This is a genomic window from Neobacillus drentensis NBRC 102427, assembly GCF_001591445.1.
In the GTDB taxonomy this organism is placed as follows: Bacteria; Bacillota; Bacilli; order Bacillales; family Cytobacillaceae; genus Neobacillus; species Neobacillus drentensis.
This window is the reverse complement of record NZ_BCUX01000027.1, coordinates 37,060-55,507: the sequence shown is the minus strand read 5'-3', so window position 1 is coordinate 55,507 and position 18,448 is coordinate 37,060. Positions and strand designations below refer to the sequence as shown.

The 18,448-nt window shown below is 32.8% G+C and carries 18 protein-coding genes; all 18 read left to right on the top strand.

Going from position 1 to position 18,448, the window contains the following annotated elements; genetic code table 11:
• Nucleotides 1-12: 12 nt before the first annotated feature.
• The 18 genes from BDR01S_RS14815 to BDR01S_RS14730 all read left to right on the top strand — a co-directional run bounded on the left by BDR01S_RS14815 (nt 13) and on the right by BDR01S_RS14730 (nt 18,435).
• Nucleotides 13-1,209 (top strand): ATP-grasp domain-containing protein, encoded by a 1,197-nt coding sequence (locus tag BDR01S_RS14815; protein WP_066258436.1) that lies wholly within the window; start codon nt 13-15, stop codon nt 1,207-1,209.
• A 102-nt stretch (nt 1,210-1,311) separates the two neighbouring features.
• Nucleotides 1,312-1,929 carry a sugar transferase gene (locus tag BDR01S_RS14810; RefSeq protein ID WP_066258434.1) on the top strand — a complete coding sequence of 206 codons (618 nt, stop codon included), beginning with the start codon at nt 1,312-1,314 and terminating at the stop codon, nt 1,927-1,929.
• Nucleotides 1,930-1,969: 40 nt separating this feature from the next.
• A complete protein-coding gene (locus tag BDR01S_RS14805) occupies nt 1,970-3,070 on the top strand; it encodes a GNAT family N-acetyltransferase (RefSeq protein ID WP_066258432.1) in 1,101 nt (366 codons plus the stop codon).
• A gap of 220 nt (nt 3,071-3,290) precedes the next feature.
• Nucleotides 3,291-3,923 carry an acetyltransferase gene (locus BDR01S_RS14800; RefSeq protein ID WP_066258430.1) on the top strand — a complete coding sequence of 211 codons (633 nt, stop codon included), beginning with the start codon at nt 3,291-3,293 and terminating at the stop codon, nt 3,921-3,923.
• Nucleotides 3,924-3,951: 28 nt separating this feature from the next.
• Nucleotides 3,952-4,185 carry an acyl carrier protein gene (locus tag BDR01S_RS14795; RefSeq protein ID WP_066258429.1) on the top strand — a complete coding sequence of 78 codons (234 nt, stop codon included), beginning with the start codon at nt 3,952-3,954 and terminating at the stop codon, nt 4,183-4,185.
• 195 nt (nt 4,186-4,380) lie between these two features.
• Nucleotides 4,381-5,931, top strand: coding sequence for an amino acid adenylation domain-containing protein (locus BDR01S_RS14790; protein WP_066258427.1), 1,551 nt, complete (start codon nt 4,381-4,383; stop codon nt 5,929-5,931).
• Between the two features lie 100 nt (nt 5,932-6,031).
• Nucleotides 6,032-6,262, top strand: a complete 231-nt coding sequence (locus tag BDR01S_RS14785) for a phosphopantetheine-binding protein (RefSeq protein ID WP_066258425.1) — start codon at nt 6,032-6,034, stop codon at nt 6,260-6,262.
• The gene (locus BDR01S_RS14780) at nt 6,259-7,323 is read left to right on the top strand and encodes a 3-oxoacyl-ACP synthase III family protein (RefSeq protein ID WP_066258423.1); all 1,065 of its coding nucleotides are present in this window, start codon (nt 6,259-6,261) and stop codon (nt 7,321-7,323) included. The genes BDR01S_RS14785 and BDR01S_RS14780 overlap by 4 nt, the downstream gene beginning before the upstream one ends.
• A gap of 31 nt (nt 7,324-7,354) precedes the next feature.
• Nucleotides 7,355-7,723, top strand: a complete 369-nt coding sequence (gene acpS, locus BDR01S_RS14775) for a holo-ACP synthase (protein WP_066258421.1) — start codon at nt 7,355-7,357, stop codon at nt 7,721-7,723.
• 371 nt (nt 7,724-8,094) lie between these two features.
• Nucleotides 8,095-9,240: a glycosyltransferase family 4 protein gene (locus BDR01S_RS14770; RefSeq protein WP_066258420.1), complete on the top strand. Its 1,146-nt coding sequence runs from the start codon at nt 8,095-8,097 to the stop codon at nt 9,238-9,240.
• A 141-nt stretch (nt 9,241-9,381) separates the two neighbouring features.
• Nucleotides 9,382-10,128 carry a YveK family protein gene (locus BDR01S_RS14765; protein WP_066258418.1) on the top strand — a complete coding sequence of 249 codons (747 nt, stop codon included), beginning with the start codon at nt 9,382-9,384 and terminating at the stop codon, nt 10,126-10,128.
• A 36-nt stretch (nt 10,129-10,164) separates the two neighbouring features.
• Entirely contained in the window at nt 10,165-10,524 is a 360-nt protein-coding gene (locus BDR01S_RS14760; RefSeq protein WP_066258416.1) for a tyrosine-protein kinase family protein, read from the top strand.
• 76 nt (nt 10,525-10,600) lie between these two features.
• Complete coding sequence (locus tag BDR01S_RS14755; protein ID WP_066258414.1) at nt 10,601-11,365, top strand: tyrosine-protein phosphatase; 765 nt, start codon at nt 10,601-10,603, stop codon at nt 11,363-11,365.
• 80 nt (nt 11,366-11,445) lie between these two features.
• Entirely contained in the window at nt 11,446-12,975 is a 1,530-nt protein-coding gene (locus tag BDR01S_RS14750; RefSeq protein ID WP_066258412.1) for a lipopolysaccharide biosynthesis protein, read from the top strand.
• 47 nt (nt 12,976-13,022) lie between these two features.
• Complete coding sequence (locus tag BDR01S_RS14745; protein ID WP_066258409.1) at nt 13,023-14,303, top strand: O-antigen ligase family protein; 1,281 nt, start codon at nt 13,023-13,025, stop codon at nt 14,301-14,303.
• 127 nt (nt 14,304-14,430) lie between these two features.
• Nucleotides 14,431-15,792, top strand: coding sequence for a glycosyl hydrolase family 28-related protein (locus tag BDR01S_RS14740; protein WP_066258407.1), 1,362 nt, complete (start codon nt 14,431-14,433; stop codon nt 15,790-15,792).
• Between the two features lie 216 nt (nt 15,793-16,008).
• Nucleotides 16,009-16,926, top strand: a complete 918-nt coding sequence (locus BDR01S_RS14735) for a beta-1,6-N-acetylglucosaminyltransferase (RefSeq protein ID WP_066258406.1) — start codon at nt 16,009-16,011, stop codon at nt 16,924-16,926.
• A gap of 525 nt (nt 16,927-17,451) precedes the next feature.
• Nucleotides 17,452-18,435: an O-antigen ligase family protein gene (locus tag BDR01S_RS14730; protein ID WP_218007873.1), complete on the top strand. Its 984-nt coding sequence runs from the start codon at nt 17,452-17,454 to the stop codon at nt 18,433-18,435.
• The last annotated feature ends 13 nt before the right edge of the window (nt 18,436-18,448 follow it).

Sequence of the window (18,448 nt, the reverse complement as noted above, 5' to 3'; positions counted from 1 at the left end):
GAGGTATTAATTATGAAAAAAATTCTTTTTCTAGGTGGTTCATTTCAGCAACTTCCTCCCATAAAATATGCAAAAGAACAAGGGTATTATACAATACTTTGTGATTATCAAACTAATACTCCATGTCAACTGTATTCAGACAAGTTCTATTGTGTTAGTACAACAGATAAAGACGCAATTTTAGAAGTCGCAACGAAAGAAAATATCAATGGAATCGTTGCTTATGTCTCTGATAGAGCTGCACCCACCGCTTCTTATGTAGCCAATAAGTTAAATTTGCCCTCTAATCCGTATGAAGCGGTATCCATTTTAGCAAGAAAAGACTTGTTCAGGAAATTTTTAAAAGATAATGGATTTAATTGTCCAAGAGCAAAAAGTTATAAAACATTAATTGAAGCAAAGGAAGACCTAAATAAATTTCATTTCCCATTAATGGTGAAACCAATAGATTCTGCATCAAGCATAGGAGTGTCTCGAATTGATTCTATGGATGAATGTGATAAAGCCTTTAATTTGGCTATATTAAATTCTAGAGAAAAAACAGTCATAATTGAAGAATTCATTGAAATGACTCATGAACACCAAATTGGCGGGGACATATTTATTGTGGATGGGATGCTGGAGTTTTGTGGTTTTTTAAATTGCCATCGAAATGATCAGATAAATCCCAATGCTCCAATTGGAAAAAGCTATCCGCTATTTTTAGATGAACAGAAAACCAATTTAGTTCGCAAAGAATTGGAAAGACTAATTACTCTTTTAAAAATGAAAACTGGTGCATTAAATATTGAAGTAATAATTGGCCGGAATGAGAAAGTTTATTTTATTGATATTGGACCTAGAAATGGTGGGAATATGATACCTGAATTTTTAAAAGTTATTACTGGGATAGATTTTGTAAAGGCTATTGTAGAGACAGCATTAGGAAACAAGGATATAAATTTTAACAATGTACCGAAGGAAAAGTTTTATGCCACTTATACACTTCATTCTACAAAAAAAGGAGAGTTACAAGATATTATTTTTAGTAATGAAATAGAAGAAAATATTATTAACAATTTTATTTATAAGGTAAAAGGGGAAGAAATAGAAATTTTTAATAACGGTACCAAAGCACTTGGATATGTTTTCTTAAGGTTTGCAAGTTTAGAAGAATTAAAAAATAAAATGAAACATATTAATCAATTTATAAGTGTAAAGGTAATTTAAATTTTTTCTAGTAAAATACTTAGTTCCTAATCCAAAAAGAAAAGATTAAACACCCGCCGTAGGCATTTATTAAAGGGCATCGTAAATTATGGAGGGATAGGTTTGAAAAGGATATTCGATCTCACCTTTGCATCAATAGTTTTATTAATTTTCAGTCCGATATTATTAATTATTACCATACTCATTCGAATAAAATTAGGCTCGCCAATCATTTTTAAACAACAACGGCCTGGTATGCATGGTAAGCCTTTTATTCTCTATAAACTTCGAACGATGACGAATAAAAAAGATAAAAATGGAGAGCTATTAGAAGATGAATTTAGATTAACTCCTTTTGGGAGCTTTCTCCGCAAATTTAGTTTAGATGAATTGCCACAGTTGATTAATGTATTAAAAGGTGAAATTAGTTTAGTGGGACCTAGGCCATTGTTAATGGAATACCTCTCTTTGTATTCTGAAGAACAAGCTAAGCGGCTTTTGGTTAAACCGGGGTTAACGGGATGGGCACAGGTAAATGGGAGAAACTCAATTTCCTGGGAAGAGAAATTTAAATTAGATGTATGGTATGTTGAAAACCAAAGTTTTTTATTGGATTTAAAGATTCTATATTTGACAGTTATGAAGGTTATTAAAACAGAAGATATAAAAAATGATAAACATACTACCATGCCATCTTTCGAAGGTAATTCTGTAAATAATAATAAAGACATTTCTTTGTAATGAATATTTTACTGATTTTCAATTGAAGGATGTGAAAATATTGTATCGAGTCCTATCTTATAAAGAACAAGGGGAATGGGATAAAGAAATAGAGCAGTTATTAAAAAAAGACATATATTTTTTTCGAACATATTGTTCTCTATACAGAACTAACGGAGATGGAGAACCATACCTATTTGTTTATAATAATCAGTTTGGGGACGTGGTTGTTTATACATTTATCAAAAGACTCATTAATCTTCCATTTGTTGATTTTGAAAACTCCAATGAAGAATTTTATGATATAATCACGCCTTATGGATTTGGAGGCCCGCTTTATGACGATGCAAATGATGAAGTGCTGCAGGGATTTCGGGAAGCATTTGATGAATACTGTAATAAGGAGAATATTATTAGTGAGTTTATCAGGTTTAATCCACTTTTAATGAATCACAAATATATAATTAAATTTCTCGATATTATAAATGATAGAGAAACAGTATATATTGATTTAACACTAGATAGAGAAGAGCTTATTAACAATTACCACATAAACCATAAGCGAAACCTAAATAAAGCAATAAAGAACAATTTAGAATTTAAAATATTGGAAAAAGAAAATGCTATCGAACATATCTCTGAATTTTTTACATTGTATAAAGAAACTATGGATAAATTGAAGGCCTCGTCTTACTATTATTTTTCAGAAGAATATATAAGAGACCTGCTTATTGGCCTGTGGAAAAATTCAATGATTGGTGCAGTTTTTTATGAAGGGAAAATGATTTCAGCAGCATTATGTATGTATGAGGGTGGCTACTTACATTATCATTTAGGATGTTCAAAAAAAGAGTTCTTACACCTCGGAACAAACATTTATCAATTCCATAACATAGCACTCTGGGGAAAACAAATCGGATGCCATACATTTCATTTAGGTGGAGGACATGTAGGAAGGGACTCTCTATTTCAATTCAAGCACCGCTTCAATCCTAGCGGACTCCTTAATTTTTATATCGGTAGAAAAGTACACGACCCTTTGAAGTATAAGTTTTTAGTAGAGAAATGGGAGGAATATTATGGTCAAAAGACACAAAATAATTTCTTTCCGGCCTATCGATGCAAGCCGAAAACAGCTGGCATTGTTCAAGCCAGGCATTAATGGATGAACTCTAACAGATTTTAAAAAATATTTTCTACTTTTGTGAAAACGATAACAACCGTATTAATAATAAGTTTATATATATTGTAAATTTTATGTATCTTAAATTGAGTACTTCTTTATAAAGAAAAATTATGAACTTATCCATAAAAAAGAGCATTAATAGGTTTAGTTCAAAGAGGATATACGAATAAACTTTTTGTAAGGAGAAGTTGCAAATATGAAAAGATTATTGATCGTTGGTGCCGGAGGTTATGGAAAAGAAGTATTATATTGGGCTAAGCAAATACAAAAAGAAATTATTTTATGGAAAGAAGTAGGTTTTATTGATGATAATCCAGATGCTCTTAATGGATTAAGTATTGATAATAAGGTCGTATCCTCAATTGAGGAATATAAGCCCCAAAAAGATGATTATTTATTATGTGCGATTGGGAACCCCAAGGATAAACTTCGTATTTGTAATCAACTTTTAAAAAAAGGTGCTAAATTCACAAATTTAATTCATCCTACAGCAGTAGTTGCAGAAAATGCTGTTTTAGGGACAGGTGTTATATTAGCCCCTTATTCAATTATTTCTGTCAATGCAACTATTGGTAATTTTGTTACATTAATGAGCTACTCAATTATAGGTCATGATGCAAAAGTAGGCAGCGGCTGCACTATTTGTGACCACTGTAACGTAATGGGCAACGCTAGTATAGAAGACTCTGTTTTTCTTGGTGGAAGTGCAGCCGTTTTGCCAAATATTCATATACAAACCAATGCAATAGTAGGTGCAGGAAGTATAGTAACACGTAAGGTAAAAAATAATACAACAGTATTTGGCAATCCAGCCGTTAAGGTTTTTTAAGAATTTAAAATTAGAAGGGAAGGTCAAAATGAGGAAAGAGGACTTTATTCAAAAAATTGCTGAAGCATTATATGAGGAGGAAACGGTATTAACAACTGATACTATTTTAGATGAATTGGATGGCTGGGATTCTTTGGGCAGATTGGAGATTTTTGCTCTAATTAAAGAGGATTTTGGAAAAAGTATAGACCAAGAATTCCTTAGAAACTGTCAAAAACTAGGAGATATTATTGATTTAGTGGAAGACGGTTTAAAAGTTTAAAATAATCATGAATATTTAATAATATTTTTATTTCTCTTCACCGAATTATGGCCATCGGTCCACTTTCAAATGGTGCTAATAGGCTGGTTCTGATATCTGAGATAGTGTACCCTTATAAAAATTATTTTTGACTTCTTTAGGATTTTAGGATTATTCGCAAATAGAAAGATTAATTTGTAAGAGGAGAAATTTAATTTGAAAATCAATGCATTAGAGTATTTAAGAGAGACAGTTATTAAATATCCTAATAAGCCAGCAATCATTGATGGGGAAAGAAGTATCACGTTTCATGAATTGGATTTAAAATCAAAATGGTTAGGATTTATTATAGAAACTAAAACCAAAAAACGTAATCAACCAATTGGGGTTTTTTTGCCAAAAGGATTGGAAGCCATTGTTTCCTTTATGGGTGCGCTCTACAGCAGGAACTTTTATGTACCTATGGATGTGAAATCCCCTGAAACAAGAATAAATGCAATATTATCTAATCTTAACCCATCAATCATTGTTACAAATAAACATTATAAAAGTATTTTGCTTTCTTATGGTGTACCTGAACATCTAATGATACAAGTTGAGGATATAGATAAGGAACCGGATAACTTTGTTGAGTTTTTTGAAGATCATATATCAATTAATATGATCGATACAGATCCAATTTACACAATTTATACCTCTGGGTCAACGGGAGTCCCGAAAGGCGTTGTCATTTCACATAGAGGTGTTATCGATTATATTGAATGGGCAAAGACAACTTTTAATATTGACGAGAAAACGATTATTGGTAATCAGGCACCTTTTTATTTTGATAATTCAACTCTGGATATTTATCTTTCCATAGCTGCCGGTTGTACTTTAGTAGTCATTCCGGAACAGTATTTTGCATTTCCAATAAAATTAATGAAATACATTAACGAACTAAATATTAATTTCATATTTTGGGTTCCTTCTATCTTAATTAATGTAGCAAATTTTGATATTTTAAGTCAAACGCTGGATTGCAGCTTAACCAAAATACTATTCGCTGGGGAAGTAATGCCTACCAAGCAGCTTAATTATTGGAGAAGAAATTTACCTGGTGCCCTATATGCTAATTTATATGGCCCCACTGAAATTACTGTTGATTGCACCTATTATATAGTTAACCGCGACTTTGATGATAATGAACCATTACCAATAGGCAAGCCGTGCCGTAACAGTAATATCATTATTCTAAATAATGATAACAAAGAGGCTGGGGTTACTGAAATTGGTGAGCTATGTGTAAAAGGCAGTTCATTAGCCTTGGGCTATTGGAATGACCCGGTAAAAACGAATGCAAGCTTTATCCAAAACCCCTTAAATAGCAACTATCAGGAAAAAATATATAAAACCGGTGACTTAGTCTATATAAATGAAAAAGAAGAAATCATTTATGTTGGAAGAAAAGATACACAAATTAAACATATGGGTTACAGGATTGAACTTGGGGAAATAGAAATGGCAGCTTTAAGCCTGGACTCCATTTTTAATGCGTGTGCTTTATATGATCTTGAAAAAAAGGAAATTGTTTTAGTACATGAATCAGAAAATAATTTAACTGTTTCTAATATTAGAAGACAATTGGTGAATTTGGTTCCAAAATATATGATACCAACCACAATTATCCAATTAGATAAATTACCCTTAAATCCAAATGGAAAAATTGATCGGGTTTTTTTGAAAGAGACTTACATGAACAAAGGATTTCCTATTGCACAAAGGTAATCGAAATGCAGGAAATGATTACTTTTGCAAAGTTGTCGATGGGTCAAGTCATAGTTGAGGGATAACATTGATGTTTCTATATTTATAAAAGGAGATTAAAATGGAAAAGGTTTTAAGAATGTTAGAAGAGATTCGACCTGAATTTGACTTTCGAAATTCCAGCAATTTCATTCAAAATGGTTTCCTGGATTCACTGGATATCATTACGCTTGTTTCAATGCTGGATGAATATTTCCACATATCAATAAATGGAACTGATATAATTCCTGAGAACTTTGAAGATATCGAATCTATCAACAAACTTATATTAAAAGGTGGTGGTACTCTATGAACCTAACTTTCCAAAATAAAAAAATAACAGGTATATTGACAGTTCTCCCCAAAAATGAAGTAAAGTTTGATGATGAAGCGTCTAATTATAACTTTCCTATTGAAAAATCCTTAAGATTGAAAAAAATTATGGGATATAATAAGCATCGAATCGTCGACGAAGAGACATGTGTTTCAGATTTATGCGCTTTTGGCTTGGAACATTTAATTGAATCAAATCTTTTAAAGAAAGACGAAATAGACGCTTTAATACTAGTAACACAGACTCCCGATCATTTCATACCTCCTACCAGTAACATAATCCAAGGGAGGCTTGGTTTAAAACAAGACATGATTTGTATGGACATTAATCAAGGATGTGCAGGATATTTATTGGGCTTGATTCAGGCTTTTATGCTTTTAGATCAAGACTCCATTAAAAAAGTAGTGTTATTAAATGCCGATGTATTGAGCAGAAAGACGTCATCAAAGGACCGCAATAGTTATCCGCTCGTGGGTGATGCAGCTTCTGTGACGATTGTTGAAAGAGGAGTTCAAAACGTTCCTATATACTGCAACATTAAAATGGACGGGAGCAAAGCCAATTCTTTAATTATCCCCGCTGGAGGATTAAGGATGCCTTCTACACCGGAAACTAGTGAATTGGAAGACCCAGGTGATAGCAACCTTAGGAGTAAGAATGATTTAATAATGGATGGAACAAGTGTATTTAATTTTGTTCAAACAGAAGTTCCACCAATGGTAAGTGATTTATTTGAAATGAGTAAAGTTAACAAGGACGATGTCGATTATTTTATGTTTCATCAACCTAATAGGTTTATGCTTGAAAAGTTAGCGGATAGTATGGAAATTTCCTATGAGAAAATGCCAAATAATGTTGTTACTAATTTCGGGAACTCAAGTAGTGTGACAATTCCAACAACCATTACATTCAATCTTGGGGAGCAGTTGCAATATAGATCATATAAGATATGCCTAGCTGGTTTTGGTGCAGGGTTGACATGGAGTTCAATGATGATCGAACTAGGGAATTTAGACTTCTGCTATATCATTGAATATTAGATTTGCTTAAATTGGATTGGGGAAATTTTCTATGTATATTGGCATTGATATTATTGAAATAAATAGAATTTCTAAGCTTCTTGATTATGAAAAATCTCTATTGAATATTTTCACTAAAAATGAGTTGGATGTTGCAAATAAGCTTGGAGCAAAAAGGAAAATAGAAAGTCTAGCTGGTAAATTTGCAGCAAAAGAAGCTGCGGTAAAGGCACTCGGAAGCGGATTTAATGAATTTATTCATCCAAATGATATTGAAATTTTAAATAATGAAAATGGAATGCCTTTTATGATTCTTCACAATAGATCTCTTGAATATTCAAAGAAAATGAATATTGAAAAATATAAAGTTTCAATTTCCCATAATAAAACAACGGCTGCTGCAGTTGTGGTGCTGTTATAAATTTACTAAACGATATAGATAAATCAATTTTTATTTTTCTGAATATTCATATTAATGAATAAAAGTGTTGTCAGGGTGTTAAGCTTTCGTAACTTTTTTTCTTTTTAATCAAATTGTTCTTAATGGCGAATTTGGAATTGCTTATATAAAACAATTTTAAAAATATGGTGATGTCTCCCTACCAATATCAATAGAGGCACTCGGTCATTCTGTGGGTTGTTATGAACCTTAGACGCTTGTCGTCGAGAGAGTGATGTGAGGGGGGGGTTAGATGCCCTATTAATCAAAGATTTTGATTGAGGCAATCTTACAGAATGTAGAGCATAGGCATTTTCTAATAGGAATTTCTAGGAAAGGAAAAGTGTGATGGAATGAAAATATTGTATGTTACAACGGTCTCAAATACGATAAATGCATTTTTAATTCCACATATCAAAATGTTGGTTGAACAAGGAAATAGTGTTGACGTTGCTTTTAATATTAAAGATAAACCTAGTGAGATGTTAGCTAGTATGGGCTGTCATATTTTAAATGTAGAATTTCAGAGGACTCCTTTTAGTGGATTAAATATATTGGCGTTCAAAAAAATAATGGAAATTATTAAAACTGGGAAATATGATATCGTCCATGTACATACCCCAGTTGCATCCTTTATAACAAGATTGGCCTGTAAAAAGATTCCTGATACGAAGGTTTATTATACAGCTCACGGATTTCATTTTTTTAAAGGTGCACCATGGAAAAATTGGCTTTTATACTTTTCTATGGAAAAACTTGCTGCCCGATGGACTGATGTGATCATTACAATAAACAATGAAGATTATCTTTCTGCACAAAAATTCAGACTAAAAAAAGGTGGAAAAATCTATAGAATCCAGGGCGTAGGAGTAAATTTAGAAAAATTTGCTCCTATGTCATCTAAGGATAGGAAGGAATTGCGTAAAAAATATGAATTTAAAGAAGATGACTTTTTATTACTTTATACAGCAGAATTAAATGAAAATAAGCATCAAGATTTATTAATAAAAGCAGTTTGTATGCTAAAACAGGAAATTCCAACTATTAAATTATTATTGGCTGGCAGTGGAGAAAAAGAATATCAATACAAAAGTTTAGTGAAAACATTAAATTTAGATAATGAAGTAAAGTTCCTGGGATTTAGAAAGGATATTCCGGAACTATTAAATTTAGTTGATTTGGTTGTTTCTTCATCTAGAAGAGAAGGGCTTCCAGTAAATATAATGGAAGCTATGGCTGCAGGCCGTCCTTTGGTAGTAACTGACTGCAGGGGTAATCGAGATCTCGTAACACATGGAGAAAATGGGTATATAGTAGGGTGTAATGATGTGGAGGGCTTTACAAAAGCAGTTGGGGATTTATTCTATTCCAATGAAAGGAGGAACCGGTTTGGAGATGAGTCTCTAAAGAAGGTAAAAAAATATTCCATAGATCAGGTAATAAAGGAAATAGAAGAAATATATTGTGTTAAACCAGGTAATATAAGGCTTCATGGTTAAAAACCTGTAGCGAGATTGACCTGTAAAAAACATTGATTGTATTTATTAAATGGAAAAAACAAAAACGGAACATAAATGAAATTCTATAGATCGGCGGGTTCCATTATGGTCTGTTTTGAAACAAATAAATTGGAGGACAATATGGATAGTACAGTGAGTTTAATGGATATTTTCAAGACCTTGAAGAAACGCTGGAAGTTTATTGTGCTCTTAACATTGGCGGCAGCATTAATAGGCGGTGCTGTATCTTATTTAGTATTGAAACCTGTTTATCAGGTATCCACGCAAATTCTAGTTAATCAAAAAAATGCGGACAAACAACTTGATCTTACTCAATTGCAAAGTAATGTAAATTTAATTAATACGTATAGCGATATTATGAAAAGTCCGGTTATTCTGGAAAAAGTCATTAATAAGCTTAACCTCACACAAAGTTTCGAGGAATTGAATAAAGATATTTCCATTACCAATCAAACGAATTCACAAGTCTTTACTTTGAATGTAGAAAATGAGAATGCAAGTTTAGCTACTCAAATTGCAAATACGTTGTCTGAAACATTTCAACAGGAGATCAAAGGCATTATGAACGTCGATAATGTGAGTATTCTTGCTAAAGCAGAACTAAAGAAGATTCCTGCCCCTGTAAAACCGAAGCCGCTGTTAAATATCTTAGTTGCCATCGCATTAGGTCTCATATCGGGATTAGGGACCGCACTTCTTTTGGAATTCTGGGACAATACCATAAAGGATGATCAGGATGTTGCTGATTTGGGACTGCCAGTTCTAGGGTCAGTTCAAAAAATGTCAATGGTTCATAAAAAGGTGAAAGGAAGATCAATTAAACCTGCAATGGGGAGTGAAACAGTTGTCTCATCAGGAGAAAAATAAATATGGGATGACAAGTGTACTTACAAGGACATTTACTTGGAACAAGCAATTTCGAAGACAAGTATAGCAAATTTGAACGTTTTAACATGCGGACCCATCCCTCCCAACCCCTCAGATCTATTAGATTCAAAAGCTATGGAACAGGTTATGGATGAGCTAAAACAAACATATGATTATATTATTTTTGACACTCCGCCAATACTTTTGGTAACAGATTCGCAAATTATCGCAAGTAAAAGTGATGGAGTCGTCATGGTTGTTGCCTGCGGCAAGACTAGAAGGGACAGGTTGATCGTGGCGAAGGAATTATTAGAAAAGACTAATACTCTGATACTTGGCGCCGTTGTGAATGGGGTGGTTTCAAAGAAAAATGATTACTTTGGTCATTACGGTTAAATGAAGCTTAACAGATATTTCTTTTTGTAAGAAATCTTTTGCAATTCTCACAATTATTAAAGGTGGCTTGATTCATATGATTGATATTCATTGTCATATTCTTCCGCAAATCGATGACGGTCCCAGAAATATAAATGATTGTTTAGGCATGGCGAATGCTGCAGTAGGAAATGGAATAACCGATTTATTTGCAACTCCACACCATTTAAATGGACAATATGAAAATTCAAAAAAGAAAATATTAAATCGTATACTCGAAATCAATAAGCTATTGCAAAAGGAAAATATTCCACTTACGGTCTATCCGGGTCAAGAGTTAAGGCTGCATCGGGAAATTTTTATTTCAATTGAGATGGATGATGTCCTTACACTTGGTGATAAGGGGCAATACTTGCTATTAGAACTTCCTTCTGGTGAAGTTCCGACATACGCCCGTGAGGTGGTTTATGAACTGTTATTAAAAGGGATTACACCGATTATTGTCCACCCGGAAAGGAATAGGGCATTGAGCGCGGATATTCATCTCCTTTTTGAACTGGTACAGGAAGGCGCGTTGACACAGCTTACCTCTGGTAGTATTCTCGGTCATTATGGGAAAAGGATTAAATCATTTTCTGAAAAAATTATTGAGCATAATTTGGCACATTTTATTGCATCAGATGCCCATAACACTGATTTAAGAGGTTTCTCCCTTCAGGAGGCTTATGAAAGGGTCACAAAAAAATTTGGTATTAACCGCACCTTTTATTTCAATGAAAATGCTGAATTGCTCATAAACGGCCAAAATATTTACAGACAGGAACCTGTTCCCGTAAGAAAAAGGATTTTGGGTATCTTTTAGTCCATTATTCTCATAAAAAAATGATAGCTGAAATTTGAATTTATCTGGCGGCTAAATAAAATAAAGGCGGCACACTTTTCATGAGAACAAAAAAAGCTTTTTATATTATGATTTCCAATCTGTCTTACCAACTGGTTTATACGCTAATTTGGCTGGTTTTGCCATGGCTGTTCATGACCATTTATGGATCGGTAATGAACGGTCTAATTTTATCAATCAGGCAATTTCTTAATTTTTTTAATATAGTTGAGGCAGGAATTGGCCTTTCGTCGGTAACTGCTTTGTTAAAGCCATTAGCATCAAACGATAAAGCGACTGTCAATCGAATTCTTTCCTCGACAAAAATATTTTACATTCGTGCCGGATATATATTTTTAAGTTTAATCACACTGCTCGCATTTATTTACCCTTTTTTCATTGCGCATCAAGTCAGCTTTAAAGTTTCATTTTTCCTGGTTCTGATATTGGGCAGCAGCAATTTTTTGGATTTCTTTATTATCGGCAAATATAGAGTATTGCTAACAGCTGACCAAAGGTTTTATGTATTTACAAATATCCAAATTATTAGTCTGCTAATTAATTTGATATCCTATGTAGTTTTAATTAAGTTTGGATACAATATCCTTCTTGTAAATGGTATTGCAACCTTAATGTTTGCATCGAGGGCCTTTATAATATATGCATATGTCAAAAAAAATTATACGTACGTTAGTTTTAAAGAAAAGCCCGATACTTCGGCATTTGCACAAAGAAAGGATGTTTTTATCCAGCAAATTGCCGGTGTTATTGTGTTAAATACCCCGATTATTCTAATTACAATCTTTTTGGGACTTAAGGAAGTCAGTGTATTTACAACCTATAATATGGTGTTTTCTGCAATTGTTTTACTGGTCACTTCCTTTTCCAGCGCATTTTTGGCGGGGTTGGGAGATTTGCTGGTTAGGGGTGAAAAACAAAGGGTAATTGAGGTTTTTACTATTTATGAATCAATATTTTATGCATTTATTACCTGGGTCTTTACAACGACTTTCTTGCTTATCATTCCTTTTATAGGAATTTATACTAAAGATGTGACAGATGTCAACTATGTACGGCCGAATTTGGCGATATTGTTTATTGTTGTGGGAGTGATCATGAATATCAGAGCTCCGGCCTATACTCTTATTAATTCCGCCGGTCATTTTAAGGAAACAAGAAATGGTGCAATTGCCGAGAGCATTATAAACCTTGTGACATCATTTATTTTTATCAGTAAATTTGGGACTGTAGGGGTACTGATAGGTGCTTTCTGTTCTTCCATTTATCGGACAGCGGATATTATTTTTTATGCTTCCAGAAAAATATTGAATAGTTCATTAAAACCTACAATTTATAAATTGGGCATCAATTTGGTTTTATCAATAGCAGCTGTGCTTCCTGTTCAATGGCTGATAACAATAAATCCGAAAAATGCTTATGAATGGGTTATATATGCCGTTACACTATCCATTTGGAATTTAATTGTCATTCTTGGCGGCAATATCATTGTTGACCCTAAAATTTACAGAAACGTGTTCCATAGAAGCAAGGTGGTTCTCTCAAGAAGAGTCGTTAAAACCGAAGAAATGTAAAGTATGAAGAAGGGAAAGTACCCGAGAATCTTATATATGAGGGGAGGTTGAGGAATATCTATAGTCTGACAGCTGTTCAAAATATGGAAATGGAAAGGAACCTCTATTTTTATCTAGTGGTTTTATTTTCCTTTTTTTTAAATCAAACAAGTATATTTGGAGGAATCAATTTTTCATTAAGTGATTTAATCATTCCCTTTCTGCTCTTTTTCGTGGCTTGTAAAGGGATCAAAGTTCCTGGTTTTCACTTCGTGTATTTTTTGTTATTGTCTGTAGTGATTGTTGCAACTGCTGTTTTCTATACCCCGTATAAATTTGGAGTGGCTTTTGATATAAATTTAGTAATGAAAGAATATGTAAAGCTGGCAGCAGTATTTATGTATCTGTTTGCGGGGTATAATTTTACGCAGGAAAAAATGGTCCGCTTATCTATGAAGTGGTATTCCTATACTGCTCTATTCGTAGGGATAATAGGGATTTTCATAAACATCCTGGGGATGAAATTTCTGCTTCAAATCTATAATTTTGGAGCAGATCGTTATAACGGTTTAATGAATGATCCCAACTATTTTGCAATCATTCAAATCAGCGCATTGCCTTTTTTTTTACGGAACAAAAATATTTCGCTGAAGGCCAAGGTAATCATTTACTGCCTCATGATGCTCAGTATTTTACTATCAGGATCCAAAACAGGGTTCATCACATTAATAATGTATACAATGCTATTTGTTTTAGGCGGGATATTAAAAAACAAAATGAGAGTTAAGACAATTTTATTTGGATTTTCTGCCATAATAATTATTTTGTTATTAGGTGGTACCTTACAATTAATTCAATCAAATTTGACTTTTAATTTGGACAAATACGTACAATTTCAACGAATTTCCCTTTTGTTCACCAATTTTGATGCAGCCATAAATGGTAATGGTTCAGGCAGACTTCCTATATGGTTGACAGGGATGCACCTTATTAGTTCTTCTCCCCTGTTTGGAGTCGGTGTCGGGATGTATCCCGTAGTCTCTAATAAAGTTTCAGGAATTGAATCGGTTGCTCATAATACGTATATTCAGGTCTACTCTGAATGGGGCGGGTTATTTGCAACAATCCTTTTCTTGTATTTAGCTGCCATTTTGTTAAAAGTTACCTTTAGCAAAAAAATCAAGAATGAGACCAATCTTATATTAAGGGATATTTTAATTATTATGTTGATTGGGTCAATTGCCATATCCTTAAATAATGCCAGAATGTTTTGGTTTTTCTTAGGTGTATTAGCTTACAGGATGATCGATAAACAACGAATTAAATTGCATAGTGGTATTTCTAAATAGTAGGCTATGAGTTAAAAAAAGTATTATTTGTGACATGTCCTAGGAATGAAAAAACGAAACCAAGGTAAGTGAGAATTTCCTTTCGAATGTAAATTGTTTTCCTTAAATTACACAAAGGAGGAATAATTTGAAAAAAAGCTCCATTTTATTACTTGCTGTTTTTCTTGTGTTATTGACCACTATTACCGAATGGAAATTAAAACCGGGAACCCCAAGTTCCCCTCCAGTAAACGACCGAATAAATGTTAAGGATTTTGGGGCTGCTGGAAATGGCTATACAGACGATACCAATGCGTTTCAATCGGCTATAGACCAGGCAAGTATAAATGGTGGGGGGAATGTTTATATTCCTGCCGGAACTTATATATTAAATTCGTTTTATTTGAAGTCAAATGTGAAATTAATTGGTGAAAATCGAGAACTTGTGACATTAAAACTTACAGACAATGCAAATGATCAAGAACAAACCAGACTTTTAAATATCAATGATGTAAAAAATGTAAAAGTCCAAAATATTACGTTTGACGGAAATTATGAAAAACATAAAAAAGGTATCGAACATATGCATGCCGTTTTTATTTGGGACAGCAATAATGTGGTAATTGATAATTGCAGCATGCAAAATGCGGTTGGAGATGGCATTTCTGTTACGGGGTCTAAAAAGGCTAGCAATAATGTAACTCTTTCCAATAATATTTTAATTAACAATCATCGTTCAAATATAGTTATTGAACAGGTAAACAATATCGAAATATTCAACAATTTCAGTAAATCGGACATTGGAAGACCAACATTACACTTTGAGCCTTTTGAAGAAGTTCAGCTTTATAACTCAAAAATTTATAATAATACATTTGTTACGAGTGCAACTGAAAATTATTCTATTATTATTACAGGAGGGCGAGATAGTGGAAGGTTTCATGGAATTGAATTCTATAACAATACAGTTATGGGGAAGAATTCAAGAATTCCGATTAATTGTACAGTCGATGCAAAAATTTATAATAATGACATTACCACTAAAGATTTAAATATTTGGTTTCAAAATGATAATTTGCAACTTTACAAAAATAATTTAAAAACGATAAATGGGATATTAGTCGAAGGTGATTATGGAAAATCAGTTGGAACCAAAATATACAATAATAAAGTTTCCTCCGATAACAGAGCAATTGCGATTCAGACTGAATCAACAGATACACTAATAAAGGGGAATACCTTTATTGGAAAAGGAAATAGTGATGCGATCTTTTTTTGGGCAATTGGTGCATCAATCCAAAATACACTATTTATCAATAATACCTTTTCCAATTTTGATAAAGTTTTGTCAACTGATTTTTATAAAGACTCTAGTATTAAAGATTTAGTATTTCAAGGAAATCAGTTCAATCAATTAAAAAATCGAACGATTTATTCAAGCAGACCAATTCGAAACTTGGTTGTTAATGATAAAACTTACAGTACTATTCAAATTATAACCATTAATTAAGGCTAGCCATATTAAAGGCCGGCCTCTTAGTGTGATTGGGAGTCGCACCTCTCTTTAAAGTACATGAATATGCCTGTAAAAGGTTTCGGTTAACAGAACCTGAATCCTGGAATCATTGAGGATAAACAGACATAAGTTGATTGAATTTTCAATAATTAATGATTCGTTTTTACTAAATTTATTATAAAAAATAATTGGTTTAAAGGAGAATAGAAAATGAATTCAGTTCCAAGTACAGCATTTATTTTACAAGTTCATAAGAACCCGGAACAAGTTAACTTATTTATAAACCAATTGATACATGAAAAGCTTGCCGATGTTTATGTACACATAGATCAAAAGAGTTATAAATACATGTATAACAAAATAGTGAAAAGTCCAAATGTAAAGATACTTGATAATAGTATTAATTGTGAATGGGGTGACATCAGTCAAGTTAATACAACTATCCTACTTTTAAAAGAAGTGTTAGCTTCCCAAAAATCTTATGACTTTATTTGTTTAAGAAGCGGTCAAGATTTATTAGTCAAGGAGGGATTCAAAGAATTTTTAGATGAAAATAGTAATAGTGTATTTTTGGATAATAGAGATATTTCAAATAAAAATTTAGGTGCGATGAAGATTAATTGGCCAAAAGGAACAGTAAGAAGGTACAACAATATACATTTTTATAGAATTTATCGACTAACTTTACATCACTTGTACGGAAAAGGAATCAATTTATTTCCTAACACGAAATATTGGCCGGAAGATTTTAAGTTTTATTGTGGTTCTCAATGGTTTAGCATACCACTAGATGTAGCCGCGTATATCATTGACTTCCTAAATGAAAATGAATGGTACCATAAATATTTTGAAAACGCATTAATTCCTGATGAATGGTTTTTTCACACAATTATAATGAACTCGCATTTTCAGTCAAAGGTGGTTTCAAATAACCTCGTGTATTTGAGAATGGGAGAGAAGTTAAGTGAAAAAAATTCTCCGGTGTGCTTAACAACCAAAGATATTAGTTTTATTGAGGACTCAAATCAATTTTTTGCAAGAAAATTTGACGAAACCATTGATAAAAATGTTATTAAGTATTTCACAAATAAAGTAAAGTTGGGTTCAAGGACACTGGTAGGTTCCTAAGGAATTGTTAAGGGGGAGATAAACGTGTTACCAGGTTTATACAAATTATAGGTGCTCGGACAAGAGTTTGTGTCTTACTTTTCCTTAATGGATGTTTTTGAATCAAGAGAAAATTGCCGTAAGTTGAATTTTTCCTCTAAAGGATTAAATCTTTATAAATTTAAGAAGTTATTAGCATGTTCAACAATATTAAAGTCTTGAGGTTATTTTATGGTCTACTCAATTGAAAAAGTGTACAATTCTTTATTTTATTACTTTTTTGGTATATATGTATTTCTCATTTATCCCTGGGGAGAATCTTATTATTATGCGAATGCAAAAGCCTATTATTTCATAGGATGGATTTTTCTTCTTAGCCTTTTTCACCTTTTAAGAGCTTGGTTGGGGAAAAATAAGTTGATTTGGAAATTAGGAAAACTGGAAGCACTTATGGTTGTTTTTTTATGCCTGCTCTTTTTCTCAACGCTTCATTCCATCAAAATATCTTGGGTTGGGGAGGGGACAGAGCACCAAGGATTGCTTATCATGCTGTCCTATATAGTATTATTTAGTTTGGCTTCTCGATTAAATTCAGTGCATTTAGAAAGGCTTAACAAAGTTATTATCATAAGTTCATTCTTTGCTTCTTTTTATAGTGTAATTCAGTATTATCATCTAAGTGTTTTGCCTCAGGATTCAGTTTATAAGTTACTATTTGGTCAAAGGACTTATTCTTTTTTTGATAATCCGGACTATTTTGGTTCCTATTTGGTAATGGTCATTCCTTTGACCATTACAAACTATTTCTTATCGCAAGAGAGGAAATGGAAAGTTCTTTCTTTTTTTATTTTATGTTTTCAGTTTCTCTCTTTAATTGAGTCACAGACAAGGAGTGCTTGGCTGGGAATAGTTATAAGTATAACTATTATATTAGTTTGGGTCGCCTGGAATAGGAGGGAGATTTGGAAGAAATTAATCTTTGTTATAATTTCAGCTTGTTTAATCTTTATTATCTCTAATCTATTTTCTGACCAGGGGTACTTTTCTCGAGCTTTAACGATTGCGAATGATGTTCATAAAATCCTAACCAATAAAGATGCCAGTTCTGTAGGTGCTTCCCGTTGGGATATTTGGCAAATTTCTTTACCACTTATTTCAAACCACTTATGGCTTGGAAATGGTCCGAATACTTTTGAACAAGTTTTTTATTCACAAGATTCAAAAATAATAAAAAACTATTTAGATACAGGGGAAATTTATGATGAAAACAATGATTATTTACAAATAGCCTTTACAATGGGGGTGCCGGCATTATTAATATACTTATTTATCTTGTCAATCATCGTGTTTAGAGGGATTAGTCAAGTAAAACAATTGGATATTGACCAGCAGTTGTTCTCCATTGGCCTGCTAGCGGCTATTATTGGATATCTAGTACAGGCATTTTTTAATATTAGCGTCGTTTCCGTGGCTCCTTATTTTTGGCTAATATCAGGGCTTTTTGTGAATAAGAATCGGTTACAGGACTAGGAACATCTCTGGG